We start from the raw sequence: 25,724 nt of genomic DNA, 5'->3' as shown, positions 1-25,724 counted from the left end.
GTGACAGAGGTCAGCCAGCGTCTTCGCGCAGGTGCGTCGCCATTGTCTGGCGCGACATCATCATTGGCTCGCTTTTGCGAGACTGAATTTTCTACCGTCATCCCCGGTCTGTCTCCGTCCTATGTGCCGCATTCTCGACAAGACATCCCATTTCCGCGCGCCATGCCCGCGCACGAATCAAGTCTTGTCACAATACCGCCTTCGGAAACCCCCGGAAAGGGAGGGGCCAAAAAGAAATGGCGAGCTTTGTCAAGCCCGCCATAACCATATCTAGTGCATTAAATGTGGATATTAACCATAAAATCAATATCTGTAGTGCTCAGCCTTAAACGGACCCACCTTGGACACGCCAATATAATCTGCCTGAAGCTCAGAAAGTTCTGTCAACTTCACGCCCAGCTTCTCAAGATGCAGGCGTGCGACCTTCTCATCGAGGTGTTTCGGCAGAACGTAGACATCGTTCTTGTACTCGCCCTGCTTGGTAAACAGCTCGATCTGACCCAGCACCTGGTTGGTGAAGGAGGCGGACATTACGAAGGAAGGATGTCCCGTCGCGTTGCCGAGGTTGAGCAGACGACCTTCCGACAGAAGGATCATGCGGTTGCCCTTGGCAAACTCGATCATGTCGACCTGTGGCTTGATGTTCGTCCACTTCAGGTTCTTGAGAGCGGAAACCTGAATTTCGTTGTCGAAGTGGCCGATGTTGCCGACGATGGCCATATCCTTCATCTCGCGCATGTGCTCGATGCGGATGACGTCCTTGTTGCCGGTGGTGGTGATGAAGATGTCAGCGGACGCGACGACGTCTTCTAGAAGAACGACTTCAAAACCGTCCATGGCCGCCTGAAGGGCGCAGATCGGGTCGATTTCCGTGACCTTGACGCGGGCGCCGGCGCCCTGAAGTGAAGCAGCCGAACCCTTGCCGACATCGCCGTAACCGCACACGACGGCGACCTTGCCAGCCATCATCACGTCGGTGGCACGTCTGATACCGTCGACCAGCGATTCCTTGCAGCCATACTTGTTGTCGAACTTCGACTTGGTGACGCTGTCATTGACGTTGATGGCGGGGAAGGGAAGCAGGCCCTTCTTGCTGAGATCGTAGAGGCGATGAACGCCTGTTGTGGTTTCTTCGGTGACGCCCTTGATGGCATCGCGCTGCTTGGTGAACCAGCCTGGGGAAGCGGCAAGGCGCTTCTTGATCTGTGCGAGCAGGATTTCTTCTTCTTCGGAGTCAGGCTTGGACAGGATGTCTTCACCAGCTTCGGCACGTGCGCCGAGCAGGATGTACATGGTGGCATCGCCGCCATCATCGAGGATCATGTTGGAAAAGCCACCATCGGCCCACTGGAAAATCTTGTCGGTGTATTCCCAATATTCCGTCAGGCTTTCACCCTTGACGGCAAAAACGGGAATGCCGCTGGCGGCGATGGCTGCCGCTGCGTGGTCCTGTGTGGAGAAAATGTTGCAGGACGCCCAGCGAATTTCGGCGCCCAGTTCCTTCAGCGTCTCGATGAGAACGGCCGTCTGAATGGTCATGTGCAGCGAACCGGAGATCCGCGCGCCCTTCAATGGCTTAGTCTGACCAAACTCTTCACGGCAGGACATCAAGCCGGGCATTTCTGTTTCTGCGATGTCCAGTTCCTTGCGACCATAATCGGCAAGGTTGATGTCAGCTACGATATAATCTTTGTCGGCACTCATATGTGTCTCCTGCTCCAAGATGGCAGGGGCCAGCCGCTGCCTGAAAATTCAGGTTGCGGTGTAGCAGGCCAGGGGCAATCTGGCAATAACGATATAAAGAAGTCTTTATGTCTTTATATGACGTGGTTATCAGATTTCTTCACCGAAGCGGTCGGCGACCAGTGTTTCGAGCGCTGCGAGCGCCTCTTCCGCCTGATTTCCGCTGGCCTCGACCAGAACGGTGCAGCCAGGGCTTGCCGCCAGCATCATCAAGCCCATGATCGAAGTACCGCCAACGGTCATCCCATCCTTGGACACGGCAATGGACGCGTCGAAACCATCGACCATCTGTACGAATTTCGCGGAGGCGCGTGCGTGGAGGCCACGCTTGTTGACGATCAGCAATTCCCGCGAAAGAGACGACATCCAGCGATCTTCTTCTTATTTGCCGCTGAGAACGCGGCTGGCGACGTTGATATATTTTCTGCCAGCATCCGAGGCCTCCTGCAAGGCCTTCTCCATGTTATCTTCGACGCGGATACCCGCCAGTTTGATGAGCATGGGCAGGTTGACGCCTGCAATGACTTCGACATTGCCGCTGTTCATGACGGAGATCGCCAGATTGGACGGCGTTCCGCCAAACATATCGGTCAGGATGATGACACCATTGCCGTCATTGGCGCGTGTCACGGCGTCGATAATATCCTGCCTGCGCTGGTCCATGTCATCTTCGGGACCGATACACACCGTCTCGATCAATTTCTGAGGTCCGACCACATGCTCTACGGCGTGGCGGAACTCCTCAGCCAGCTTGCCATGAGTGACAAGCACCAGTCCGATCATGAAACGCTCCCTTGCACACGCATTATGATTGCCGACTATCGCAATGCCGCAATCATGTCTATCGGTGGGGCCACATCTTGATGAGGAAAAATCGAAGCGCAAGCCCCAAATCGCCCGATTTCCGTTCACATTCCCTTGGTTATGAAAAGATTCTGAGCAAGTGCAGCAAATTTTCCATAGGGGGTGATGCTGTCACGCGGAATACGCACAAGCGGCAACGATGCGCTCGCACCCAATTCAAGCCTCTCGTTTTCAGGTGGCAGGCGAGGGCTCTCCGGCGACGGCATCGACGTGATCGCACAATGCATTTCGGCAGACGCCACGCTTTTGAGCGATATAATCCCGCTGCCGCGCAGTTCCAACAGCCCGGCAATAGCGGCCGGACGGTTGGCTATCACCGTCCCGCCGCTGCAGGTCATCAACACCTGATCATCGGCCACCAAAGCCGCTTCCAGGCCGCAGCGCTGGGCTTCCGTGATGAAACTGAATGCCATTTCGCTTTTGCCGCTGCCGGAGGGTCCAACGAACAACAATCCGGTCTTGCCGATGACGATGGCCGTTGCGTGAAGATTGGGAGGATCAACGCTCATGATGGGCAGCAGGAAGCGACAGGCTGAAACGTGCGCCGGAAATCACGCCGTATGTGTCGAGAATATTATCCGCCTTCAGTGTACCGCCGTGGGCTTCGGCGATCTGGCGGCTGATGGAAAGGCCAAGACCCGAATTCTGGCCAAACCCTTCGCTGGCGGGGCGGTCGGTGTAGAAACGCTCGAAAATGCGGTCGATGTCCTCAGCCTGAATGCCGGGCCCGTTGTCCTCGACACGCACGATGCAACGATCCTTCTGGCGCAGAAGATGCACGACGATCCGCCCGCCATCCTGCGACACGAAGGAACGCGCATTCTCGATGAGGTTGGTGATGATCTGACCGATCCGCAGATCATGGCCATTGACGATGTAACTGGTCTTGGTACCAGGCTTGTGATCGACCACATAATCGATCGTGACGCTCTTTTTCTTGGCGCTGATCTGCCGGGATATTTCGACCAGATTGCCGAGCACGACTTCCAGATCGACAGGTGACGCATCGACGCGCGCCAGTTCCGCATCCAGACGTGATGCGTCGGAGATGTCGCTGATCAACCGGTCCAGACGGCGCACATCATGGAAGATGATTTCAGTCAGCCGCTGTTTGGATTCCTCTGTCTTGGCGCGTGGCAATGTCTCGACAGCGCTGCGCAGCGACGTCAGCGGGTTTTTCAGCTCGTGGCTGACATCGGCGGCGAAACTTTCGATGGCGTCGATGCGGTCATAGAGCGCATTGGTCATTTCGCGCAGGGCAATGGAGAGATTGCCGATCTCATCCTGACGCGCCGAGAAATCGGGGATTTCCTCGCGTGCCTTGGCTCCGCGCCGCACACGGATGGCGGCAGCGGACAGGCGGCGCAAGGGTGTTGCGATGGTGGACGACAGCAGCAGCGAAAGCACGATATTGACGAGGGTCGCGATACCGAAGACGCGCATGATCGCCAGGCGCTCGGCATGAACGATCTTGTCAATATCACCGGCCTGCGTGGACAGGAGCAACACACCCAGCACGGCGCGGAAGCGTTGGACGGGCACCGCGACGGAAACGATCAGTTCACCCTTTTCGGTCACACGGACGACGGCACCACGCACGCCGGTCAGCGCATTCATTACTTCAGGGTAAATCGAGCCATCGCCACCCGGCGTTTCCTTGTAGAGCGGCAGGCTGCTGGGTTGCAGCATGCGGTTGAAGATACTGGCGACCCAATCGCCCCATGTCTGCGTTTCAGGCGTGACCGGCGGTAGATCGTAACGCAGCACCTGACCGCGGGAATACAGATGGCGCGAATCCAGCAGGATGTTGGCATCCGCGTCGAACAGGCGTGCACGTGTTCTCGTGGGAGAGATCAATCTGCGCAGTACCGGCGCTACGCGCTCGGGATTGATAGGGAAAGACAGGTCTTCGTCATTGGGTACCGGCGTGATGCTCTGACCGGCCTGCAACTCCAGCAGCTTTTCAGGATTGATGGTAATGGAGTTCGTATCGACCGAAGCGGATGCCGAGATAGCGCCTGCGATGATTTCGCCCTGGGTCAGCAGACTTTCGACGCGGGCATCGATCAGACCCTCGCGAAATTGATTGAGGTAGAGGATACCACCGACAAGCACCACGGTCGCCGCGACATTGAAAAACAGAATGCGTCGCGTCAGGCTGGAAAAGACGGCATTGCCGAAAATACGCCGGACGATCGTCAGCGGATGAATACGATGCCGCCGACCGCTCTCACGGTCGTCGGCATCGGTATGATCCGATACGCTGTCCTGCATTTTGTTCAGCAACGTCGTCCCTCAGCGCCGCGATATCGCGGCGTCACATCATGGCTGCCGTATCTCAGGCCGCTTCGCGGAAGCGATATCCTACGCCGTACAGCGTTTCAATCATGTCGAAGTCGTTATCGACGAGTTTGAACTTCTTGCGAAGACGCTTGATATGGCTGTCGATGGTTCTGTCATCGACATAGACCTGCTCGTCATAGGCGGCGTCCATCAGCGCATCGCGGCTTTTGACCACACCGGGGCGCTGCGCCAGCGAGTGCAGGATGAGGAATTCGGTGACCGTCAATGTCACAGGCTCGCCCTTCCAGGTGCAGGTGTGGCGTTCCTGATCCATGGCGAGCTGGCCACGCTCCAGCGTACGGGCCTGCTGGTCTGCGGTGGGCTTGAGCGGGCTCGCTCCGGGAACGGCGGCGTCGCGGCTGCTGGCACGGCGAAGGATCGCCTTGACGCGCTCCACCAGAAGACGCTGGGAGAAGGGCTTGGTGATGAAATCGTCAGCGCCCATCTTGAGACCGAACAGCTCATCGATTTCCTCGTCCTTGGAGGTGAGGAAAATCACAGGCAGATCCGACTTCTGACGCAGACGCCGCAACAGCTCCATGCCATCCATGCGCGGCATCTTGATGTCAAAGATCGCGAGTTGCGGTGGGCGTGCGATCAATCCATCCAGAGCGGAAGCGCCGTCGGTGTACGTCTCGACCTTGTATCCTTCCGCTTCGAGCGCAATCGAAACGGACGTCAAAATATTTCGGTCATCGTCCACAAGCGCAATAGTCTGCATAAAATTGGTCTCCATCGTCATAATATTTTACTCCCGACATCCCATCCCAGCCAAGGTTGTGCGCCGTGAGCATTTCTCATGAGTATAAAGGTGGAACAAATTGTGGCAAAGAAAAACAGACGTATCGCCGCCGATTTATGAGCAGTAATTTTCGTGGATCGGAACTTTGCCGGTGAGAGACACGAACTAAACCGATTTAAAACGAAATAAAATCTTTTAAATCGATTAATATATTGAATTTATTGAATTATTTAAATTGATGCCTTGTTTTTTCAAATTGACGAGATTAATTTCAGGACACATTTTAATGCTTTCGTCTTTTGAAAAAGGAACGCGCCCGTGAAGGAACTTGGAGTACGTAATCCTGAAAACGGTGTGTCGGCGTTGGGCCTGTCCGCTGTTGCCGCCGTGCATTATAACCTTATCGAGGGTGAATTGTACGAGCACGCCATCCGCAATGGCGAAGCAGACATCACCGCCGACGGCGCGCTTCGGGCCGTAACCGGCCAGCACACCGGCCGTTCCCCCAAGGACAAATTCGTCGTTCGCGACGCCTCCACGGAAGACAGCATTTGGTGGGACAACAACAAGCCGTTGTCGCCTGAGCATTTCGATATCCTCCACAAGGATATGCTGGCCCATGCGGCCGGCAAGACGCTTTATGTGCAGGACCTGATCGGTGGTGCCGACGAAGACAACGCGCTTCCCACCCGCGTCGTGACCGAGCTTGCATGGCACGGTCTGTTCATCCGCAATCTTCTGATCCGCCCGTCGCGTGAAAAGCTTGGCGCGTTCAAACAGAAGCTGACGATCATCAATCTGCCGAGCTTCAAGGCCGATCCGGCCCGTCACGGCGTCCGCACAGAGACCGTCATCGCCTGTGACCTGACCAAGGGCCTGGTCCTGATCGGTGGCACCTCCTATGCCGGTGAGAACAAGAAGTCTGTCTTCACTGTTCTGAACTACCTGTTGCCGGCCAAGGGCGTGATGCCGATGCATTGCTCCGCCAATGTCGGCCCCGATGGCGATGCCGCCGTGTTCTTCGGTCTCTCCGGCACCGGCAAGACCACGCTGTCTGCCGATCCATCGCGCACGCTCATCGGCGATGACGAGCACGGATGGGGCGAAGATGGCATCTTCAACTTCGAAGGCGGCTGCTATGCCAAGGCCATCAAGCTTTCGGCCGAAGCCGAGCCTGAGATTTATGCCGCAACGCGCCGCTTCGGCACGGTTCTGGAGAACGTCGTTCTTGACGAAAACCGCGTTCCCAATTTCGACGACACGTCGCTGACGGAAAATACCCGCAGTGCCTATCCTCTACACTTCATTCCGAATGCATCCGACACGGGTCTGGCTGGTCATCCGAAAACCATTATCATGTTGACAGCGGACGCTTTCGGCGTGCTGCCACCGATCGCGCGTTTGACGCCGGAACAGGCCATGTACCACTTCCTGTCCGGTTATACGGCAAAGGTTGCCGGCACGGAAAAGGGCGTTACCGAGCCGGAAGCAACCTTCTCCACCTGCTTCGGTGCCCCTTTCATGCCGCGCCACCCGGCGGAATACGGCAATCTGCTGCGCGATCTGATCGGCAAACACGGCGTCGATTGCTGGCTGGTCAACACCGGCTGGACCGGTGGCGCCTACGGCATCGGCAAGCGTATGCCCATCAAGGCAACCCGCGCGCTTCTGAGTGCAGCCCTGACGGGCGAACTGAAAAACGGCCAGTTCCGCACCGATGTCAATTTCGGCTTTGCGGTTCCGACAGCGCTCGAAGGCATCGACAATGGCATTCTCGACCCGCGTTCGACGTGGGCCGATGGCGCAGCCTACGATGCGCAGGCCAAGAAGCTCGTTTCCATGTTCGTTACGAACTTCACCAAGTTTGAAGATCATGTGGACGGCAAGGTTCGCGACGCAGCCCCTGGTATGTTGGCCGCTGCCGAGTAAACATTTGAAAATGAATTCACGTGAAACCCGGCCTCGCGCCGGGTTTTTTCATGGATAGCCTGTAGTGGAGTTGTGCCGTCATCCTCGGGACAAGCCCGAGTATGACGTCGAGAGAGGGCTGAGCCTTGCGTGTTGTGGGCTTAACCGTTTCATAGAACGCGGAAGGTTTTCATTCTCACCGATCTGTGGCATCACCGCTTCCGGAGAACGAACATGGCCAGCGCCGCGCTATTTATCAGCAACAGGATCACGATTGCCGGATGGGAACTGACGGAGCAATTCGTGCTGGCTGGCGGGCCGGGCGGGCAGAACGTCAACAAGGTTTCGACAGCCGTTCAGCTGTTCTATGACGTCGCCAATTCGCCGTCTCTCTCGGATCGCGTCAAGACCAATCTTCTTCACCTCGGGGGCAGGCGTGTCTCGAAGGATGGCGTCCTGATGATTGAAGCCAACCGGTTTCGGACGCAGGAACGAAACCGCGAGGATGCACGCGAGCGCTTGAAGGAACTGGTCCTGAAGGCCGCAGAACCGCCGCCGCCTGCGCGCCGGGCCACCAAGCCCACCAAGGGTTCGGTGGAAAGACGTTTGAAAGCCAAATCTGGCCGTTCCGACGTCAAGAAGATGCGCAGCAGGCCCGAAAAGGAATAGGGTCAGAGCAATCCCCGCAAAAGTTGGAACCGCTTTTGCGTCTGGAACTGCGCTCAACAACGGCTCTAGAGCTTTCGAAGCGCCACCGTGTCGATCAGGTGGTTCTGGCCCTTGCGCAGGATCAGATCGGCTCTCGGGCGCGTCGGCACGATATTGCGCCGCAGATTTTTCAGGTTGATGTTTTCCCAGAGACCTTCGGCAATCGCCATGGCCGCTTCTTCCGAAATCGAAGCATAGCGATTGAAATAGGATGACGGATCGCGAAACGCGGTCTGGCGAAGGTTCATGAAGCGGTTGACGTACCAATGGTGAATCAAGGCCTCATCGGCGTCGATATAGATCGAAAAATCGAAGAAATCGGACACGATTGGCACGATGCGCCCGCCTTCCGGCAAATCGCGAGATTGCAGGACGTTGATGCCCTCGAAAATGAGAATGTCGGGCCGGTCGATAGTGGTGAATTCGTTGGGCACCACATCATAGGTCAGGTGGGAGTAGCTCGGCGCCTTCACATCCGGCTGCCCGGCCTTGATGGCCGATAGGAACCGCAAGAGAGAGCCGATGTCATAGCTTTCTGGAAAGCCCTTTCGCTCCATCAGGTTTTCCCGCCGCAACACCTCGTTGGGATAGAGGAAACCATCTGTCGTGATGAGATCGACCTTCGGGCTGGACGGCCAGCGGGCTAGAAGCTCTTTCAGGATACGCGCCGTGGTCGATTTGCCAACGGCAACGGAACCGGCAATGCCGATAACGAAGGGTGTCTTGTCCACGCCGGCCATATTGAGAAACCGGTTGCGCTGATCAAACAGCACCTGCGATGCCTCGACATGGGTCGATAGGAGGCGCGACAGTGACAGGTAAATGCGCTTGACCTCGTCCATGTCGATAGGGTCGTTCAGCGAACGCAGCCGTTTCAATTCGTCAGCCGACAGCGTCATCGGCGTGTCGGCGCGGAATTTCGACCATTCTTCCGAGCTGAAGAAGTGGTAGGGGGAATATTCGTCGGGGCGGAAATGATCGAGCGTGTTCGGCATGCCTTGTCCTCCCATGCGTGCCACGGTCGTCATGGACTAGGCCTCGATTCCTTTTCCTGAAGTCCGGATTGTCCGGTGCGGCGTTCCAGCTCCGCCAGAACATCGCTAAGCGGAATATCTGCGATCTTGAGCACGACCAGCAGGTGGTAGAGCAGATCGGCGGCCTCATCCCTCAGGTTCTTGCGATCATGGGATATGGCGGCGATCACGGCTTCCACCGCCTCTTCGCCCAGCTTCTTGGCAGCGCGGGGTTGGCCCGCAGCCACAAGCTTGGCCGTCCAGGATTGCTCAGGCGAGGCGCTGGCGCGTTCAGCGACGATGCGCTCCAGATCGGAAAGGGAAAAGCTGGTCATCTCTCGCTACCTTGGCTTAATCGAGGCGCATGGCGATGCCATGCTCGGCCATATAGGCCTTGGCTTCACCAATGGAATAGGTGCCGAAATGGAAGATCGAGGCCGCAAGAACCGCCGTCGCGTGGCCATCCCGCACACCAGCAACAAGATCATCCAGTGTGCCGACGCCGCCCGAAGCGATCACAGGCACGCGGACCTGATCGGCGATGGTGCGCGTCAGCGCAATGTCGTAACCGCTTTTGGTGCCATCGCGGTCCATGGAGGTGATGAGCAATTCGCCAGCACCGCGATCCACCATCTTGATGGCGAATTCAACGGCGTCGATACCCGTCGGCTGGCGGCCGCCATGGGTAAAGATTTCCCAGCGATCCGTTTCGCCAGCAACTGACACTTTCTTGGCATCGATGGAAACAACAATGCACTGATTGCCGAACTTATCCGCCGCCTGCGCCACGAAATCCGGGTCTTTCACGGCAGCGGAATTGATCGAGACCTTGTCGGCACCGCACAGCAGCAGCTTGCGAATATCTGACACGGCCCGAACGCCACCGCCGACCGTGACCGGCATGAAGCAATGGTCCGCCGTGCGCGACACCACATCGAAAATCGTATCGCGGTTATCGGATGAGGCAGTGATATCGAGGAAGCAAAGCTCATCGGCACCGGCGGCATCATAGGCTTTCGCCGCCTCCACCGGATCACCGGCATCGATCAGATCGACGAAGTTCACGCCTTTGACGACACGGCCATCTTTCACGTCGAGGCAGGGAATAATGCGGGCCTTGAGGGTCATGCGCGGGCCTCCTTGATCAACGCCAACGCGTTTGCCGGGTCGATGCGGCCATCATAGAGCGCGCGACCGGAGATCGCGCCTTCCAGCTTGGCTGCATCCGGCTCCAGCATACGCTTGATGTCCTCGATGGAGGCCAGACCACCCGAGGCGATGACGGGGATGGAAACGGCGTCTGCCAGTTCCAGCGTGGATGACCAGTTGATACCGGCCAGAATGCCGTCTCGGTCTATATCGGTGTAGATGATGGCTGCAACGCCCGCACCCTCGAAACGCTTGGCCAGTTCGATCACCCCGAGCTCAGACGCTTCCGCCCAGCCCTCCACGGCCACCTTGCCGCCCTTGGCATCGATGCCGACGGCGACCTGTCCGGGAAAACGCGTGCAGGCTTCGATCACCAGAACCGGATCTCGAACGGCGACCGTGCCGAGAATGACACGGGCAAGACCACGGTTCAGCCACGCCTCGATATGCTCCAGCGTTCGGATACCGCCACCCAGTTGCACCGGGTTTTTCGTTGATTTCAAGATAGCGTCCACAGCGTCGCCATTGACCGTCTGCCCTGCGAACGCGCCGTTCAGATCCACCACATGCAGCCATTCGAAGCCTTGGTCCTCGAAGGCTTTGGCTTGTGCGCCGGGGTCCTCGTTGTAAACGGTGGCCTGCTCCATATCGCCAAGCTTGAGGCGAACGCACTGGCCGTCTTTAAGGTCGATTGCAGGAAATAGGATCATGTTAGGGCTTCCAGCGCAGGAAATTCGAGATGAGGGCGAGGCCGAGCGTCTGGCTTTTTTCCGGGTGGAATTGCGCGCCGACCGTGTTGTCACGGCCAACGAATGCCGTCATCGCGCCACCGTAATTGGTGGTGGCAATGACATCGTCTGCATGTTTGGCAGCAAGGTGGTAGGAATGCACGAAGTAGGCGTGCAGTCCGTCGGCTCCGGTCCGGATGCCGTCGAATAGCGGGTGAGGGCTGTGCAGATCCAGCGTGTTCCAGCCGATCTGCGGGATTTTTAGCGTAGGATCAGAGGGCGTCATTTCCACGACATCACCGTTGATCCAGCCGAGACCTTCACTGGTCGTCTTTTCCAGCCCACGCGACGACATGAGCTGCATGCCGACGCAGATACCGATAAAGGGGCGCCCCTTGATCTCGACAGCCTCGATCAGTGCTTCGCGCATGCCGGTCACGGCATCAAGGCCAGCGCGGCAATCGGCATAGGCACCCACGCCGGGCAGAACAATAGCGTCTGCCGATGCGACATTCTCCGGCTTGTCGGTCAGGTCTATGGTCGCATCGATCCCGGCTTCACGGGCGGCGCGCTCGAAGGCTTTGGTCGCAGAGCGCAGATTGCCGGAGCCATAATCGATAATTGCTACACGCATATCAGCGCCTTCCATTCAGATCGAACTGAAACGATCCGGCAGGATCGTTGCTCATGAACCCGTTGCCGGTTTTGCGATCCCGCTTCCAGTCCGGATGCGGGATGTTGGACGTCTGCGAGAAATCTTCAGCGGGCAGGTTCGAGAAATAAATCTCTTCCGCCGTGGCAAGATCGCGGGCGTGAATCACTGTCTTCAGGATCCAACCCCGGGAAACCAGATGGCGAACCACCATGTTTCTGCCTTCGAATCCGGCTATCAAGCCGACCATCAGTGCGAATAGTGCGTTTGCGATGCCAAGGTCTTCGATGCGCGACATCTGGCTTGCTGCCACCTGCAAGATGATGATGCCGATCGACAGCCACCAGAGGCGCTGGATGGCAAACCAGACCCAGGGAAACAACAGCGCAAGCCATGAAAACCGGTCGGCTATGAACCGTGTGGAGCGATGATCGCGATCAGGACCGCCGGGTGCTTCCAGAACCAGATAAGATGTCATCGGTCTTCCTGACAATGCTCTCAGCCACGGATAAAGGCGCCATTGCCTTGGAACCGTTTTGACGATTTCATCCCGCTCAGGCCAGCATGCCCTTTGTGGAGGGAACGCGATCTGCCTGACGCGGATCGATTTCGGTCGCTGCTCGCAGCACACGGGCAACGGCCTTGAAACATGTTTCAGCGATATGATGGTTGTTGGCACCGTAATGGTTGAGGATATGCAGGGTGATCCCGGCATTTTGCGCCAGCGCCTGAAAGAACTCCCGCACCAGTTCGGTGTCGAAGGTACCGATCTTCGGCGCTGAGAACGCGACATTCCAGACGAGAAACGGACGACCCGAAATATCGACGGCAGCCTTGGTCATGGTTTCGTCCATGGCAAGATCGAGCGAAGCATAACGGGTGATGCCGCGACGGTCGCCCAGTGCCTTGGCGATAGCCTGACCGATGGCGATGCCCGTGTCTTCGACCGTGTGGTGATCATCAATGTGGAGGTCGCCCTTCACCTCGATCTCCATGTCGATCAACGAGTGGCGGGCAAGCTGATCGAGCATATGATCAAAGAAACCCACCCCTGTGGATATCTTCGACGTGCCTTTTCCATCGATGTCGACGCGCACGGAAACACTCGTTTCGTTCGTCTTGCGGGAAATCTCGGCTCTACGCTCTGCCATCTGGCTGCTCCGTATCAATATGGGCGTTCCTTATCAGCAAGGCTTGCAAATATCCAGTCATTACATCGTCTTGCCGCACCGCACTTTGGCCGCCGCATGCCTGTCGATTTGCAATCGCAAAAACCGGACTTACATAAACTTCGAAATGGACCGCAAGGGTGGTCCGACAACGCCCACTCAGGGCAAACAGGTGTTTGATGACGACGATTATTACAGTGAGAAAGGCGGGCCAGGTGGTGATGGCCGGAGACGGTCAGGTCAGCCTCGGCCAGACCGTGATGAAGGGCAATGCCCGCAAGGTGCGCCGCATCGGCAAGGGCGGCGACGTGATCGCAGGCTTTGCGGGTGCCACGGCTGATGCCTTCACATTGCTCGACCGTCTTGAAAAGAAGCTGGAGCAATATCCCGGGCAACTGATGCGGGCCGCCGTAGAGCTTGCCAAGGACTGGCGCACGGACAAGTATCTTCGCAATCTTGAGGCGATGATGCTGGTGGCAGACAAGTCGATCACGCTGGCAATTACCGGTAATGGCGATGTCCTGGAGCCGGAACATGGCGCAATCGCCATCGGGTCCGGAGGAAACTATGCCTTTGCCGCCGCCCGTGCGTTGATGGATACGGAAAAGTCGGCCGAAGAGGTTGCACGTCGGGCGCTCGATATCGCAGCCGATATCTGCGTCTACACCAACCATAATCTCGTGATTGAAACGCTCGACGCAGAGTAACTGCGCCTTCCAAAACCATGGGTTCTGCGGGCTGGGCCGTTATGGCTGGCCGCAACAGAACGCCGAAAGGAATCAGATGACAACTTTTTCTCCACGCGAGATTGTCTCCGAACTCGACCGTCACATTATCGGCCAGAATGATGCCAAACGCGCCGTGGCCATTGCGCTGCGCAACCGCTGGCGCCGCCAGCAGCTGGACGACGATCTGCGCGACGAGGTAATGCCGAAGAATATTCTGATGATCGGACCGACCGGTGTCGGCAAGACCGAAATATCCCGTCGTCTGGCAAAGCTGGCGGGAGCCCCCTTCATCAAGGTTGAAGCGACGAAATTTACCGAAGTCGGCTATGTCGGTCGCGACGTCGAGCAAATCATCCGCGACCTCGTCGAAATCGGCATTGGGCTGATCCGTGAAAAGAAGCGGATCGAAGTGCAGGCGAAAGCCCATGCAAGCGCAGAAGAGCGCGTGCTGGATGCGCTGGTCGGCTCCACCTCCTCCCCGGCCACACGAGACAGTTTCCGCAAGAAACTGCGCGATGGTGAGCTGGACAAGAAGGAAATCGATATCGAAGTGGCCGATACGAGCTCTGGCATGCCCGGTTTCGATATTCCCGGCATGCCACCAGGTGCCAATATCGGTGTTCTCAATCTGTCGGATATGTTCGGCAAGGCCATGGGCGGACGGACCAAGAAGGTGCGGACATCAGTCGAGAAATCCTATGCCGATCTGATCCGTGACGAATCCGACAAATTGCTGGATAACGAACTCATCCAGCGCGAAGCGGTGAAGTCGGTCGAAAACGACGGCATCGTGTTTTTGGACGAGATCGACAAGATCGCGGCCCGCGATGGCGGCATGGGTGCGGGTGTGTCGCGTGAAGGCGTGCAACGCGACTTGCTACCCCTGGTGGAAGGCACGACCGTCTCGACGAAATATGGGCCTGTGAAAACCGACCATATTCTCTTCATCGCTTCAGGCGCGTTCCATGTATCGAAACCATCCGATCTTCTGCCGGAACTTCAAGGCCGACTGCCGATTCGCGTCGAGTTAAAGCCGCTGACCAAGGAAGACTTCCGTCGTATTCTGACGGAAACCGAGGCAAGCCTTATCCGCCAGTATATCGCCCTGATGGCAACGGAAGAGCTGAACCTCGAATTCACCGATGATGCCATCGACGCGCTGGCCGACGTTGCGGTGCATCTGAATGCATCGGTGGAAAACATCGGCGCACGTCGCCTGCAAACCGTCATGGAGCGCGTCCTGGACGATATCTCGTTCAATGCGCCGGATCGCGGCGGCTCAGCGGTGAAGATCGATCAAGCCTATGTGAAAGAGCATGTCGGTGACATCGCCGCCGATACCGACCTCTCTCGCTACATTCTCTAACGAATATCGAGTGCGGCAACTCTTGCCGCACTCTTATTTTACAAGCCTTCTCTCGACATCCGGTCCCGCTTTTCGCTAATGAAAGCGTTAACGGCTCTTAAGAGAAATGGTCCGGTTATCACGCCGGCCGAGAAAAAGGCATTTGCTCGTGCGTAAAACTCTTCTGGCATTGGCTGCTGTCGTGGCTTTTGGTGCGGTCTCGCAATCCTTTGCGGAGGGCGCAACCATCGTGCCCCCCGGTAACCGAAACGCCGAACAGCCGGATGTTCCGGGCTCTTCGGCCCGCCGCACGAAAGGCTCCAACTCCACCTTCGAGCGTAAATACCAGAAGGTGCTGGACCTCCTGTCCACCGACAAGCAGCTGATTTCGAAGATAAAATCGACAGCCAACCGCTATGGTATCGATCCCATTCACATGATCGGCGCCATCGTTGGCGAACACACTTATAATGTCGATGCCTATGACCGGCTACAATCCTACTACGTCAAGGCCGCATCCTACGCCGGCAACAGCTTTAGATTCGGCTACAAGGATGAGAGCATTGCGCAATTTTTGACGCATGCGCAATTTTCGAAATGCCAGTCGAAGCGTGAGTCCGTCAGCCTCTGGACCTGCCGCGAAGATGTCTGGGACGACAGTTTCCGAGGCAAGAAGGTGGATGGCGTCAGCTACCCCGACAATCGTTTCAGTGCGGTTTTCTTCCAGCCTTTCTATGCGGGCCAGACTTTCGGTCTCGGACAGATCAACCCGCTGACGGCGCTGATGCTGTCGGATACCGTGGCGCGTGTGTCGGGTTTTGAAAAGCTGGATGAGAACGACGCGTCGGCGGTCTACACTGCGATCATGGAGCCGGATCACTCTTTGGCCTATATGGCTGCTGCCATCCGCAAATCCATCGATGACTACAAATCGATTGCCGACATGGATATTTCCAAAAATCCTGGCCTGACCTCCACCCTCTATAATCTCGGCGGCAGCCAGCAACGCGCGGCAGCGCTAGCGCAGAAAAATCGCCAGCGCGCTGGCAGCGGTCAAGCGCCGCTGATGCCGGAGGAAAATTATTATGGCTGGCTGGTGAACGAAAAACTGCCGGAACTACAGCGTCTTTTGTGAAATCCAAACGAACTCGGGCGGAGATTCTGGCACAAGCAAACCGTTTGGCGCTGGCTTGCGATTGACGAGACAGGCTTTCAGTGTCCACTCTCCGCCCCAGTATTGACAAGGGAGATATACGGTGAGCCGCATTGAACAGCACGGTCTTTCATTTGACGAAACGCTTTATCGCTTTTTGAAGGATGAGGTCCTTCCAGAGACGGGCCTGGACGTCGATGCCGTTTTCTCGGGCTTTTCAGACATCGTCCATTCGCTTTCCCCTCAAAATCGCGATTTGCTGGCCAAGCGGGATGCGTTTCAGGAAAAGCTGGATAGCTGGTATCGGGAAAACGGGGCGCCGGTCGATCTTGCCGCTTATGAAAACTTTCTGCGTGACATCGGTTATCTACTACCAGAAGGCAACGCCTTCACGGTCGATACGCAAAATGTCGATCTCGAAATTGCCGGCCTGGCCGGTCCGCAGCTTGTCGTGCCCGTCATGAATGCACGCTACGCGCTCAATGCCGCCAATGCGCGCTGGGGCTCGCTCTATGACGCGCTGTACGGCACGGATGCGATCTCGGAAGATGACGGTGCTGAAAAGGGCAGGGGGTACAACCCCAAGCGCGGTGCAAAAGTCATCGCCTGGGCACGGGATTTTCTTGATCGCTCCGCGCCACTGGAGAGCGGCACATGGTCTGACATATCCGGTTTCAAAATTACCAATGGCGTTTTGGAAATCGCTGCTGACGGCAATTGGATTGGCTTGAAAGATCCGGCCCAGTTCGCTGGTTTCGGCGGCGATGCGCCCAAACCGTCGTCGATCCTTCTCAGGAAGAACGGCCTTCATGTCGACATCGTCATCGACCCATCGACCGATATCGGTACCAGCGATGCGGCAGGTATTTCCGATGTCATCGTGGAATCGGCGCTGACGACGATTATGGACTGCGAAGATTCCGTGGCTGCGGTCGACGCGGAAGACAAGGTCGTCGCCTACCGAAACTGGCTTGGCCTCATGCGCGGCGATCTGACGGAAGAGGTCGCCAAGGGCGGCAAAACCTTCACGCGCCGCCTCAACCCCGACCGCAATTATACGGCGCCAGACGGTTCTGCGCTAACGGTGCCGGGCCGCTCTCTGATGCTGATTCGCAATGTCGGCCATCTCATGACCAATCCCGCGATTCTCGACCGTGATGGCCGAGAGGTCCCCGAAGGAATCATGGACGCCGTGGTGACCGGGTTGATTGCCCTCTACGATGTCGGTCCGAACGGGAACCGCCAGAACTCGCGCGCCGGTTCCATGTATGTGGTCAAGCCGAAGATGCATGGCCCGGAAGAAGTGGCCTTCGCGTCTGAGATTTTCGGTCGTGTCGAAACGCTGATCGGCATGGCACACAACACCATCAAAATGGGCATCATGGATGAGGAGCGCCGCACCACCGTCAACCTCAAGGAGTGCATTCGCGCTGCCAAGGATCGTGTGGTCTTCATCAACACAGGCTTCCTCGATCGCACGGGCGATGAGATCCACACATCGATGGAAGCGGGGCCGATGATTCGCAAGGGTGATATGAAGCAGGCCTCGTGGATCGCAGCCTATGAAAACTGGAATGTCGATGTCGGTCTCGAATGCGGCCTGTCCGGCCATGCCCAGATCGGCAAGGGCATGTGGGCGATGCCCGACCTGATGGCGGCGATGCTGGAACAGAAGATTGCGCACCCCAAAGCCGGTGCCAACACCGCCTGGGTTCCCTCTCCCACGGCTGCGACGCTGCATGCCACGCATTATCACAGCGTCGATGTGGCGACGGTTCAAAATGGCCTGAAAAGTCGCGAGCGCGCAAAGCTGTCCGACATTCTTTCCGTACCAGTTGCAGTGCGTCCCAACTGGAGCGCAGACGAAATCCAGCGGGAACTCGACAACAATGCTCAGGGCATTCTGGGTTACGTCGTGCGCTGGGTCGATCAGGGCGTCGGTTGCTCCAAAGTGCCAGACATCAACAATGTCGGCCTGATGGAAGACCGCGCTACGTTGCGCATTTCGGCCCAGCACATGGCAAACTGGCTGCGCCATGGGGTGGTGACGGAAGAGCAGATTATCGAGACCATGAAGCGCATGGCGGCGGTGGTGGATGGCCAGAATGCAGGCGACACAGCCTACCAGCCGATGGCCAAGAACTTCGAGAAGTCCATCGCCTTCCAGGCCGCCCTTGAACTGGTGCTGAAGGGCCGGGACCAGCCAAACGGCTACACGGAGCCGGTTCTCCACCGCCGCCGTCTGGAACTGAAATCGAATCAGTCCAACGGCTGAGGCATCCTATGTTGTGAAGCGCGGGCCATCAGCGCTTCACGGCCCCTACAGGCTGCCCGATCGTTAAGACCCGGGGCGTCTCGCCCAACAAAAAAGCCGCCGGGGACATCCTCGGCGGCTTTTTCCCATCACTGTTTCAGGTGATCTTACTGGATCACGATGACCTTGGAGCTGCGGCCGGGACGGACGCGGCTGTAGAGGTCGATCACGTCCTGATTGATCATGCGGATGCAGCCGGATGAGGCAGCCGTGCCGATGGATGCCCATTCTGGCGAACCATGGATGCGGAACAGCGTGTCCTGACCTTTGTCGTTGAAGAGATACATAGCGCGTGCGCCAAGTGGGTTGGTCAGGCCCGGGCCCATGCCGCCTTCGACGTAACGGGCAACTTCAGGCTTGCGATCTGCCATTTCCTTGGGCGGATGCCACATCGGCCATTCCTGCTTCCACGCAACATAGGCTTCACCGGCCCATGCAAAGCCCTGCTTGCCAACGCCGATACCGTAACGAACAGCCTTGCCGCCTGGCAGGATGTAGTAAAGGAAGCGCTCACGGGTGTTGACGATGACCGTGCCTGCCTTTTCCGGTGTTTCGTAGCTTACGATCTGGCGGTGAAAACGCTTGTCCACACGGTTGATCGGAATGGCCGGAAGGGCGTAACCGGCATCGGTCGTCGCGCTATAAACTTCGTCGCCGAAGATCTGTGTCGTTTCAACATAGGCAGGTGCCGAGGCGGTCGCAGGCGTGGTCTGTGTCGATGTCGAGGCGCAACCGCCCAGAGCAAAGACCGACGACAGGCCGAGGGCAGTCAAAATAGTGCGAAGTCGCATGATGTTCTCGCGGGAAATATCGCCATTTCAGACGATGCATGAAGCTCTATTGAATAGATGGGTTATTTTCGATTAATCTTGTGTTGGCAAGCCGTTGCATCGCAGCAAGAGAATATGGCACGCGAAATTATGGCCGGATGGCCTTTTTGCAACATGAGAAGGCCTCGATGGCCTGGGTTTATCCATGACTATTCTTTCCATCGTCAACAACAATCCGTTAATCGACGGTCGCCAATCGCAAAATGCGATGCTCGTGCGTCGTGGCGTTCAGATTTTATTGAACGAGATGCGGCACGCAGTCCTGCCTGAACTGGCGCTGTCCAGCGGTCGCAGGGCTGATCTCATCAGCGTGTCGGTCAAGGGCGAGATATGGATCATCGAAATCAAATCCTCGATCGAGGACTTCAAGGTAGACCGTAAATGGCCTGATTATCGTCAGCATTGCGACAGGCTCTTCTTTGCGACCCATAGCGGGGTGCCGCTCGATATCTTTCCTGAAGAGTGTGGGCTGTTTGTTTCGGATGGCTATGGCGCACACATGGTGCGCGAAGCCCCGGAGCATAAATTGCCGCCCGCTACGCGCAAGTCACTGATGCTGGATTTCGCACGCGCAGCCGCCCGTCGCCTGATGATGGCCGAGTGGTCCACCGGCAAGGATTATTCCGACTGAATATTACTTCGGTGCGCGCTTGGCCAAGATGCGCTGCAAAGTGCGCCGGTGCATGTTGAGGCGCCGTGCCGTCTCCGAAACGTTACGCTCGCACATTTCATAGACACGCTGAATATGCTCCCACCGCACCCGGTCTGCTGACATCGGGTTTTCCGGAAGGTCCATCTTGTCGCCTTCGCGCTGGGTCAGCGCATTGAAGACATCGTCGGCGTCGGCAGGCTTGGCCAGGTAATCCAGCGCGCCGAGCTTCACCGCCGTTACGGCAGTGGCGATGTTGCCATAGCCCGTCAGGACCACGATTTGCGTATCGTCACGATGCTGGCGAATGGCTTCGATCACGTCCAGACCATTGCCGTCACCCAGCCGTAAATCCACGACGGCATATTTGGGCGGTGCCAGCTTGGATTTGGCGATGCCTTCGCTGACCGATTCCGCTGTCTCTACGGTAAAGCCACGGGTTTCCATGGCGCGTGCCAGCCGGCGCAAAAACGGACCGTCATCATCGACGATCAAAAGCGAGGCGTCCGGTCCGATCGGGTTGGTCTGTTCCGCTGTCGTGGGGTCTGCCTCATGATTTTGGTGTTCGTTACTCATGCCTGATCTCCCGTCCACTGCATCATATATATAGGTATCGGGCTTGTGTGCTGCCAGCCGAGCCCAATGCTGTCACTTGTCTTTATTATCGTCCATAATGTCGCGAGGCCAGACAACTGTGACCCTTGCCCCTGCGGCATCTGGTCCGCGGTTCTCGAAGTTCAGCGTCGCCCCGGAGCGCTCGAGCAGCGTCTTTGCAATGAACAGTCCCAAGCCCAGACCGCCAGCACGGGTCACATCCTGACGCTTGGTGACATAGGGCTCACCGATCCGCGCCAGAATATCCGGTGCGTAGCCCTGGCCGTCATCCTCGATCGTCACCTTCACCTGCTGCGCATCATGCTCGACCGTCACCGTTACCGATTCGCGCGCATAATCGACCGCGTTCTCCAGCAAATTGCCGAGGCCATAGAGAATGCCGGCATTGCGTGCGCCGACCGGCTCACCGCTTCGACCGCTCTTTTCGACAAGTCGAAGCTTGATGCCGAATTCCCGGTGCGGTGCCATGACCTCCTCGATGAGCGAGGAGAGCGGAAGCTTGCGCAGATGCTCTTCACCCTCGGCAGATAGTGACGTCAACCGCCGGAGAATATCGCGGCATCGTTGGCTCTGGCTGCGCAACAGCGCCACGTCTTCGCGAAAGCGCTCATCATTGCCAAGCTCCCGCTCCATTTCCTTGGCCACGACACTGATCGTCGCCAGCGGCGTGCCAAGCTCGTGCGCCGCCGCCGCCGCCAGCCCATCCAGCTGAGACAGGTGCTTTTCCCGCTCCAGAACCAGCTCCGTGGCCGCCAGCGCATCCGCCAGCTGGTTTGCCTCATGCGAGACTCGATAGGCGTAAAAGGCGGCAAACAGCATCATGGCGACAATGGAGCACCATATGCCGATATGGATGATGAGTTGGATCGGCAATGTTTCGCCCGGGTACCAGGGAACCGGGAAGGGGGAGAATGCGATGGCCGTGACGCAAACCAGGGCAAAGATCAGCAGCATCAATGAGTGCTTCATCGGCTGCGATGCAAACGCAATGATGACCTGTACGCAGATCAGCGGCGCAAACGGGTTGGAAAGCCCGCCGGTAATGTAGATCAACGCCGTCAGTTGCAGTAGGTCGAAGGCTAGAAGAAGGGTCGCTTCCCAGGGCTCGAGCCGATAGGTTGCCGGAAAGCGTGCCGACAGGAAGAGGTTTGCGACGGCAAGCGCCCCGATCAACACGGCGCAGGTCAAAAGAGGCAGCGGGAAATTCAGCCCGAAGGCAACGATCAGGATCGTTGCGCTCTGCCCTACCACGGCCAGCCAGCGCAACCAGACAATGGTTTGCAGACGGATGTGACGGCTGGCACGGCCAAGCCGGGTGTTTTCTTCTGGCTGGGCTACCATCCGCCCGTCTCCTCTAAAGCATGTGTTTCTCTTAAGCGGTTTTGCGATAAACACATGCGAAAAATGAACAGCTACGTTCCGCGCGGCTTCACGCGATTGGTGGGTTGCGCCGAGGCAGGGTCTTCCGGCCATGGGTGGCGTGGGTAGCGTCCACGCATGTCGGCCCGCACGTCCTTCCAGGAGCCGGACCAGAAACCGGGCAGATCCCGCGTGGTCTGTATCGGCCTGTGGGCGGGCGAGGTCAATTCCAGCAGCAGTGGCAATTTGCCGCCTGCAACAGCGGGGTGTTGCTTCAGCCCGAACAGTTCCTGCACGCGGATGGTGATCGTCGGATCTTCTCCATCATAGCTGATGGGGTGCCTCTGGCCGGTCGGCGCCTCGAAATGGGTCGGCAGCAGTTTCGGCAGTTCCCGCTGTGCTGCATGCGGGACAAGCGACAGAAGCCCGTCCATGATGCCACTGGGCCTGATTTCCTGAAGGCTTCTGGCGTCATGCTGATAAGGGATGAACCATTCGTCCAGACGCGCGACAAGAGACACATCGGATGTATCCGGCCACGGCTCACCAATCGTTCTGTGCAAAAAGCCCAGCCGCTGGCGCAACTGTTGTGCCTCTTTGGAGAAAGACAGGATGGCCAGCCCATGGTCCCGAATACCGTTGGCCAGCGCGACAGCGGCTTTTTCACCGCCTGGTTTGCCAAGCGGTGTCTCCTCCAGAACGATGGCCCCGATACGGGTGACACGACGGGCACGGACCTGGCCGCTGGCTTTGTCGAAAAACAGCTGGTCCTCTGTGTAGATCGCATCGGGCACGTGCTCTTCCACATCTTCGCGACGTATCGAGGCCGCTGCTAGAATGCGAGGCTGCGCGGCACGCCCTGTCACATCGGCCACGACGAGCATTTTCTCCGTGGCAAGACGTTCCGTTTCGGCAAGTTCGGCCCCCCGGCCGTTTGCCATCACGTAACGTCCGCGCGCGCCGCGTTGAAACGCGATGCGATCGGGATAGGCATGCAGCAGAAGTTCGCCCGCTGTGACGGGCACGGGGGTGTCTTCACGTGCATTCCCGACAGAGGAGGCAATCCGTCTGGCGAGACCCTTGGCCGCTGCGGCTCGATCGCCTTTCTCGTGCCTGAAACGCCGAAGCCTTTCCTCCAGGTCGATATCGCTGCCGCCGAGCCCCTGTTCGGTCAGGAGCACAGCCAGCATGGCTGCCTCATTGCCATGTCCAGCGTCGTGGGCCGCAATCACCATGGCAGACAGCCGAGGGGGAATAGTCAATTCGCGCATTTTCCTGCCGCGCGGTGTTATGGCCATCGTCGCATCCAGCGCGCCAAGATTGGTCAGGAGCGCGCGGGCTTCCATGAGCGCGGTCTGCGGTGGTTGATCCAGAAATGCCAGCGAAGCTGGATCGGTTACACCCCAATGGGCAAGATCGAGCGCAAGGCCCGAGAGGTCGCTCGCCAGGATCTGGGGCGGGGTGAAAGCGGGAAGCGCAGCCGTCTGACCCGCATGCCACAGCCGAATGGCGATACCGGGTTCGGTTCGCCCGGCACGACCCGCCCGCTGATCGGCAGAGGCGCGCGACACCTTCACCGTCTCAAGTCGTGTCATGCCGGTCGATGGCTCAAACACTGGCAGGCGTTGCAAACCGCTATCGATCACAACCCGCACACCATCGATGGTAATAGAGGTCTCGGCAATCGACGTTGCCAAGACGATTTTACGTTGACCCGGCTCGGTCGGCCTGATGGCCGCATCCTGCTCCCTCTGGGGAAGGTTGCCGTAAAGCGGAATGACATGTGTGTCTTTGCCGAACCGGCCCTCCAGGCGTTCCAGCGTGCGCGTGATTTCAGCCTGTCCAGGCAGAAAGGCAAGGATCGATCCGCTCTCTGTATCATGCGCTTCCGCAATTGCCCGGGCAACCTTGTCTTCTATCCGGTCCTGCCCCGTTCGGTCATCGTAGCGGATATCGATCGGAAAACTGCGGCCCAGACTTTTGATAACAGGCGCATCTGTCAGCAAACCGCTGACCCGTTCCACATCCAGCGTCGCCGACATGACGAGGATGCGGAGATCTTCGCGAAGCCCGGCCTGCACGTCCAGCGCCAGCGCCAGACCGAAGTCGCCATCGAGGGAGCGTTCGTGGAATTCATCGAAAATGACGGTGGAGATACCGGATAGTTCAGGATCGTCCAGAACCATGCGGGCAAAAACACCTTCGGTCACCACTTCTATCCGGGTTTTCGCCGAGACGCGGTTGTCCAGCCGCATACGGTAGCCCACGGTTTCGCCGACGGCCTCGCTGAGCAAAGACGCCATGCGGCTGGCGGCAGCACGAGCCGCGAGCCTTCGAGGCTCCAGCAGAATGATCTTGCCGTCACCGCGCCATGGCTGATCCAGCAAGAAGAGCGGCACCAGCGTCGTCTTGCCCGCACCCGGTGGTGCAGACAGCACAGCCTGTCGTCTTTTTGCCAGCGCCTCGCCAATGTTGGTCAGCACCTCTGTGACCGGCAGGCTGGGCAACGTTTGCTCTGTCATATGTGTCATGCCACTCAGGAATTCGGGTTTGCCGTCACGCTTTCATAGGCAAGGATCGCCCCCGCGAGATCCTCCAGCGCAGCGCCCACGGATTTGAACAGGGTGATCTCATTCTCGCTCTGGCGGCCCTTGTGGCGACCAGTCACCAGATCGGAAAGCTCGGCGCGAATGTCGTCACGCTGGATAATACCCGCTTGGAGAGGCTGGACGATATCGCCACCCTCCTTCAATGCGCCCTCGACTGTATCGACATAAACAGTGGCGCGTCTGACCGCCACATCGTCGCTCTCGCGCATCGTGGGCTTGAATGCGCCGACCAGATCGAGATGTGCACCCGGCTTTAGCCAGTCCCCCTTGATCAGGGGCTCATGGGACAAGGTCGCGCAAGAAATGATGTCTGCTTTCCGAGCGACCTCTTCAAGATCGTCGCATGCGCTGGCATTGAACCCATGCTGCCGCGCCTCTTCAGCGGTCTTTTCAGCTGAAGCAGCATTGCGCCCCCATATCTGGAAAGATGTGAGATTGCGGGTCGTGGCATGGGCCTGAATGAGATTGAGGGACAGACGCCCCGTTCCAACCATCAACATCGACGACGCGTCCTCACGCGAAAGATATTTGGCAGCGAGCGCCGATGTCGCTGCCGTGCGCCGCGCCGTGAGCTCTCCACCTTCGATGACAGCCAGCATCTCACCGGTCTTGGCCGACGACAAAAGATAGGTTCCGAAGATGGCCGGCAATGAGCGTAGGCTGTTGTCAGGAAAGACAGAGAGTATCTTCACCCCCATATAAGAGCCGGGTACCCAGGCGGGCATCATCAGCAGGGTAGCGTCGCTTTCCCCAGGGACCTCAACCTCGTGATGATGGCGCACCGGCATAATGCATCTGCCCTGAAACATCGTCTCGATCGCATCGATAAGAGCTGGCCAATGCAGGGCATGGCGGGTTTCTTCGACATTGAGAACAAGCATGTGGCGGCTCCGATCTGATGAACAGGGGAGACCTTAGCAATCTGGCACGACTGGGTGAAGGGAAGGGCGCGCAATGCCATGGAAATCGGGGGGATTTGTGAGCCGAAAACAGGCAGCACAGAAGAATCCCCAAAATACCTCAATTAAATCAACATCTTATACATTTTCTTTATTTTTATGAATTGGGTGTGTTGACTTGTTTGATTGGTGTCCTCTATAAGT

General features: G+C 57.7%; 25 protein-coding genes. 7 read left to right on the top strand and 18 right to left on the bottom strand.

From position 1 onward, the window contains the following. Positions 1–303: 303 nt before the first annotated feature. The 6 genes from ahcY to chvI form a co-directional block, all read right to left on the bottom strand. The gene (gene ahcY / locus EKM04_RS01810) at positions 304–1,704 is read right to left on the bottom strand and encodes an adenosylhomocysteinase (RefSeq protein WP_183896541.1); all 1,401 of its coding nucleotides are present in this window, start codon (positions 1,702–1,704) and stop codon (positions 304–306) included. 129 nt (positions 1,705–1,833) lie between these two features. Continuing rightward, positions 1,834–2,109 carry an HPr family phosphocarrier protein gene (locus EKM04_RS01805; RefSeq protein WP_183896542.1) on the bottom strand — a complete coding sequence of 92 codons (276 nt, stop codon included), beginning with the start codon at positions 2,107–2,109 and terminating at the stop codon, positions 1,834–1,836. A 15-nt stretch (positions 2,110–2,124) separates the two neighbouring features. Further along, positions 2,125–2,526, bottom strand: a complete 402-nt coding sequence (locus tag EKM04_RS01800) for a PTS sugar transporter subunit IIA (protein ID WP_045231065.1) — start codon at positions 2,524–2,526, stop codon at positions 2,125–2,127. 125 nt (positions 2,527–2,651) lie between these two features. Then, a complete protein-coding gene (locus EKM04_RS01795) occupies positions 2,652–3,116 on the bottom strand; it encodes an HPr kinase/phosphorylase (RefSeq protein WP_183896544.1) in 465 nt (154 codons plus the stop codon). Beyond that, a complete protein-coding gene (locus EKM04_RS01790) occupies positions 3,106–4,881 on the bottom strand; it encodes a stimulus-sensing domain-containing protein (RefSeq protein WP_412762976.1) in 1,776 nt (591 codons plus the stop codon). The genes EKM04_RS01795 and EKM04_RS01790 overlap by 11 nt, the downstream gene beginning before the upstream one ends. A 64-nt stretch (positions 4,882–4,945) precedes the next feature. Then, entirely contained in the window at positions 4,946–5,671 is a 726-nt protein-coding gene (gene chvI / locus EKM04_RS01785; RefSeq protein ID WP_108722659.1) for a two-component system response regulator ChvI, read from the bottom strand. A 339-nt stretch (positions 5,672–6,010) separates the two neighbouring features. On the opposite strand from chvI, the gene EKM04_RS01780 reads away from it, so the two are divergent. Both EKM04_RS01780 and arfB read left to right on the top strand, forming a co-directional pair. Further along, positions 6,011–7,621, top strand: a complete 1,611-nt coding sequence (locus tag EKM04_RS01780) for a phosphoenolpyruvate carboxykinase (protein ID WP_183896546.1) — start codon at positions 6,011–6,013, stop codon at positions 7,619–7,621. 213 nt (positions 7,622–7,834) lie between these two features. Then, entirely contained in the window at positions 7,835–8,269 is a 435-nt protein-coding gene (arfB, locus tag EKM04_RS01775) for an alternative ribosome rescue aminoacyl-tRNA hydrolase ArfB (RefSeq protein WP_183896548.1), read from the top strand. 65 nt (positions 8,270–8,334) lie between these two features. Here the strand turns inward: arfB and coaA are convergent, their stop codons facing one another. The 7 genes from coaA to hisB all read right to left on the bottom strand — a co-directional run bounded on the left by coaA (position 8,335) and on the right by hisB (position 13,001). Further along, positions 8,335–9,318: a type I pantothenate kinase gene (coaA, locus tag EKM04_RS01770; RefSeq protein WP_174154480.1), complete on the bottom strand. Its 984-nt coding sequence runs from the start codon at positions 9,316–9,318 to the stop codon at positions 8,335–8,337. 14 nt (positions 9,319–9,332) lie between these two features. Next, on the bottom strand, positions 9,333–9,656 hold the full coding sequence (locus EKM04_RS01765) for a phosphoribosyl-ATP diphosphatase (RefSeq protein ID WP_183896550.1): 324 nt from the start codon (positions 9,654–9,656) through the stop codon (positions 9,333–9,335). Positions 9,657–9,672: 16 nt separating this feature from the next. Continuing rightward, positions 9,673–10,449 carry an imidazole glycerol phosphate synthase subunit HisF gene (gene hisF / locus EKM04_RS01760; RefSeq protein ID WP_183896552.1) on the bottom strand — a complete coding sequence of 259 codons (777 nt, stop codon included), beginning with the start codon at positions 10,447–10,449 and terminating at the stop codon, positions 9,673–9,675. Next, positions 10,446–11,180: a 1-(5-phosphoribosyl)-5-[(5-phosphoribosylamino)methylideneamino]imidazole-4-carboxamide isomerase gene (hisA, locus tag EKM04_RS01755; protein ID WP_183896554.1), complete on the bottom strand. Its 735-nt coding sequence runs from the start codon at positions 11,178–11,180 to the stop codon at positions 10,446–10,448. Before hisA ends, hisF begins: the two co-directional genes overlap by 4 nt. A gap of 1 nt (position 11,181) precedes the next feature. After that, positions 11,182–11,832, bottom strand: coding sequence for an imidazole glycerol phosphate synthase subunit HisH (hisH, locus tag EKM04_RS01750; protein ID WP_174154430.1), 651 nt, complete (start codon positions 11,830–11,832; stop codon positions 11,182–11,184). Between the two features lies 1 nt (position 11,833). Beyond that, complete coding sequence (locus EKM04_RS01745; RefSeq protein WP_183896556.1) at positions 11,834–12,328, bottom strand: DUF2628 domain-containing protein; 495 nt, start codon at positions 12,326–12,328, stop codon at positions 11,834–11,836. 76 nt (positions 12,329–12,404) lie between these two features. Further along, a complete protein-coding gene (gene hisB / locus EKM04_RS01740; protein WP_183896558.1) occupies positions 12,405–13,001 on the bottom strand; it encodes an imidazoleglycerol-phosphate dehydratase HisB in 597 nt (198 codons plus the stop codon). Positions 13,002–13,198: 197 nt separating this feature from the next. Here hisB and hslV point away from each other — a divergent pair, with 197 nt between their 5' ends. The 4 genes from hslV (at position 13,199) to EKM04_RS01720 (ending at position 18,520) form a co-directional block, all read left to right on the top strand. Next, positions 13,199–13,726 carry an ATP-dependent protease subunit HslV gene (gene hslV, locus EKM04_RS01735; protein WP_174154433.1) on the top strand — a complete coding sequence of 176 codons (528 nt, stop codon included), beginning with the start codon at positions 13,199–13,201 and terminating at the stop codon, positions 13,724–13,726. Positions 13,727–13,802: 76 nt separating this feature from the next. Continuing rightward, positions 13,803–15,113 carry an ATP-dependent protease ATPase subunit HslU gene (gene hslU, locus EKM04_RS01730; RefSeq protein WP_183896560.1) on the top strand — a complete coding sequence of 437 codons (1,311 nt, stop codon included), beginning with the start codon at positions 13,803–13,805 and terminating at the stop codon, positions 15,111–15,113. Between the two features lie 148 nt (positions 15,114–15,261). Beyond that, positions 15,262–16,227, top strand: a complete 966-nt coding sequence (locus EKM04_RS01725; RefSeq protein WP_174154435.1) for a DUF1402 family protein — start codon at positions 15,262–15,264, stop codon at positions 16,225–16,227. Between the two features lie 121 nt (positions 16,228–16,348). Next, positions 16,349–18,520 carry a malate synthase G gene (locus EKM04_RS01720; RefSeq protein WP_183896562.1) on the top strand — a complete coding sequence of 724 codons (2,172 nt, stop codon included), beginning with the start codon at positions 16,349–16,351 and terminating at the stop codon, positions 18,518–18,520. Positions 18,521–18,666: 146 nt separating this feature from the next. Here the strand turns inward: EKM04_RS01720 and EKM04_RS01715 are convergent, their stop codons facing one another. Next, positions 18,667–19,350, bottom strand: a complete 684-nt coding sequence (locus EKM04_RS01715; RefSeq protein WP_183896563.1) for a L,D-transpeptidase — start codon at positions 19,348–19,350, stop codon at positions 18,667–18,669. A 184-nt stretch (positions 19,351–19,534) separates the two neighbouring features. Here EKM04_RS01715 and EKM04_RS01710 point away from each other — a divergent pair, with 184 nt between their 5' ends. Continuing rightward, positions 19,535–20,020 carry an MmcB family DNA repair protein gene (locus tag EKM04_RS01710; RefSeq protein WP_183896565.1) on the top strand — a complete coding sequence of 162 codons (486 nt, stop codon included), beginning with the start codon at positions 19,535–19,537 and terminating at the stop codon, positions 20,018–20,020. Between the two features lie 3 nt (positions 20,021–20,023). Here the strand turns inward: EKM04_RS01710 and EKM04_RS01705 are convergent, their stop codons facing one another. From EKM04_RS01705 to lhpI, 4 genes are all read right to left on the bottom strand, one after another. Then, positions 20,024–20,614, bottom strand: a complete 591-nt coding sequence (locus EKM04_RS01705; protein ID WP_183896567.1) for an ActR/PrrA/RegA family redox response regulator transcription factor — start codon at positions 20,612–20,614, stop codon at positions 20,024–20,026. Between the two features lie 72 nt (positions 20,615–20,686). Next, a complete protein-coding gene (locus EKM04_RS01700) occupies positions 20,687–21,994 on the bottom strand; it encodes an ActS/PrrB/RegB family redox-sensitive histidine kinase (protein WP_174154440.1) in 1,308 nt (435 codons plus the stop codon). A gap of 71 nt (positions 21,995–22,065) precedes the next feature. After that, entirely contained in the window at positions 22,066–24,534 is a 2,469-nt protein-coding gene (gene hrpB / locus EKM04_RS01695) for an ATP-dependent helicase HrpB (RefSeq protein WP_183896569.1), read from the bottom strand. A gap of 14 nt (positions 24,535–24,548) precedes the next feature. Next, positions 24,549–25,502, bottom strand: a complete 954-nt coding sequence (gene lhpI, locus EKM04_RS01690; protein WP_183896571.1) for a bifunctional Delta(1)-pyrroline-2-carboxylate/Delta(1)-piperideine-2-carboxylate reductase — start codon at positions 25,500–25,502, stop codon at positions 24,549–24,551. Positions 25,503–25,724 lie beyond the last annotated feature (222 nt).

Source organism: Rhizobium skierniewicense Ch11 (genome assembly GCF_023757665.1).
GTDB lineage: Bacteria > Pseudomonadota > Alphaproteobacteria > Rhizobiales > Rhizobiaceae > Agrobacterium > Agrobacterium skierniewicense.
Note: the sequence above shows the minus strand (reverse complement) of the source record. Positions and strands in the feature narration are given on the sequence as shown.

Excerpts from the sequence above, each read along its gene's own strand:
- ahcY (WP_183896541.1), bottom strand. The coding sequence starts at position 1,704 with ATGAGTGCCGACAAAGATTATATCGTAGCTGACATCAACCTTGCCGAT.
- EKM04_RS01805 (WP_183896542.1), bottom strand. The coding sequence starts at position 2,109 with ATGTCGTCTCTTTCGCGGGAATTGCTGATCGTCAACAAGCGTGGCCTC.
- EKM04_RS01800 (WP_045231065.1), bottom strand. The coding sequence starts at position 2,526 with ATGATCGGACTGGTGCTTGTCACTCATGGCAAGCTGGCTGAGGAGTTC.
- EKM04_RS01795 (WP_183896544.1), bottom strand. The coding sequence starts at position 3,116 with ATGAGCGTTGATCCTCCCAATCTTCACGCAACGGCCATCGTCATCGGC.
- EKM04_RS01790 (WP_412762976.1), bottom strand. The coding sequence starts at position 4,881 with ATGCAGGACAGCGTATCGGATCATACCGATGCCGACGACCGTGAGAGC.
- chvI (WP_108722659.1), bottom strand. The coding sequence starts at position 5,671 with ATGCAGACTATTGCGCTTGTGGACGATGACCGAAATATTTTGACGTCC.
- arfB (WP_183896548.1), top strand. The coding sequence starts at position 7,835 with ATGGCCAGCGCCGCGCTATTTATCAGCAACAGGATCACGATTGCCGGA.
- coaA (WP_174154480.1), bottom strand. The coding sequence starts at position 9,318 with ATGGGAGGACAAGGCATGCCGAACACGCTCGATCATTTCCGCCCCGAC.
- EKM04_RS01765 (WP_183896550.1), bottom strand. The coding sequence starts at position 9,656 with ATGACCAGCTTTTCCCTTTCCGATCTGGAGCGCATCGTCGCTGAACGC.
- hisF (WP_183896552.1), bottom strand. The coding sequence starts at position 10,449 with ATGACCCTCAAGGCCCGCATTATTCCCTGCCTCGACGTGAAAGATGGC.
- hisA (WP_183896554.1), bottom strand. The coding sequence starts at position 11,180 with ATGATCCTATTTCCTGCAATCGACCTTAAAGACGGCCAGTGCGTTCGC.
- hisH (WP_174154430.1), bottom strand. The coding sequence starts at position 11,832 with ATGCGTGTAGCAATTATCGATTATGGCTCCGGCAATCTGCGCTCTGCG.
- EKM04_RS01745 (WP_183896556.1), bottom strand. The coding sequence starts at position 12,328 with ATGACATCTTATCTGGTTCTGGAAGCACCCGGCGGTCCTGATCGCGAT.
- hisB (WP_183896558.1), bottom strand. The coding sequence starts at position 13,001 with ATGGCAGAGCGTAGAGCCGAGATTTCCCGCAAGACGAACGAAACGAGT.
- hslV (WP_174154433.1), top strand. The coding sequence starts at position 13,199 with ATGACGACGATTATTACAGTGAGAAAGGCGGGCCAGGTGGTGATGGCC.
- hslU (WP_183896560.1), top strand. The coding sequence starts at position 13,803 with ATGACAACTTTTTCTCCACGCGAGATTGTCTCCGAACTCGACCGTCAC.
- EKM04_RS01715 (WP_183896563.1), bottom strand. The coding sequence starts at position 19,350 with ATGCGACTTCGCACTATTTTGACTGCCCTCGGCCTGTCGTCGGTCTTT.
- EKM04_RS01710 (WP_183896565.1), top strand. The coding sequence starts at position 19,535 with ATGACTATTCTTTCCATCGTCAACAACAATCCGTTAATCGACGGTCGC.
- EKM04_RS01705 (WP_183896567.1), bottom strand. The coding sequence starts at position 20,614 with ATGAGTAACGAACACCAAAATCATGAGGCAGACCCCACGACAGCGGAA.
- EKM04_RS01700 (WP_174154440.1), bottom strand. The coding sequence starts at position 21,994 with ATGGTAGCCCAGCCAGAAGAAAACACCCGGCTTGGCCGTGCCAGCCGT.
- hrpB (WP_183896569.1), bottom strand. The coding sequence starts at position 24,534 with ATGACAGAGCAAACGTTGCCCAGCCTGCCGGTCACAGAGGTGCTGACC.
- lhpI (WP_183896571.1), bottom strand. The coding sequence starts at position 25,502 with ATGCTTGTTCTCAATGTCGAAGAAACCCGCCATGCCCTGCATTGGCCA.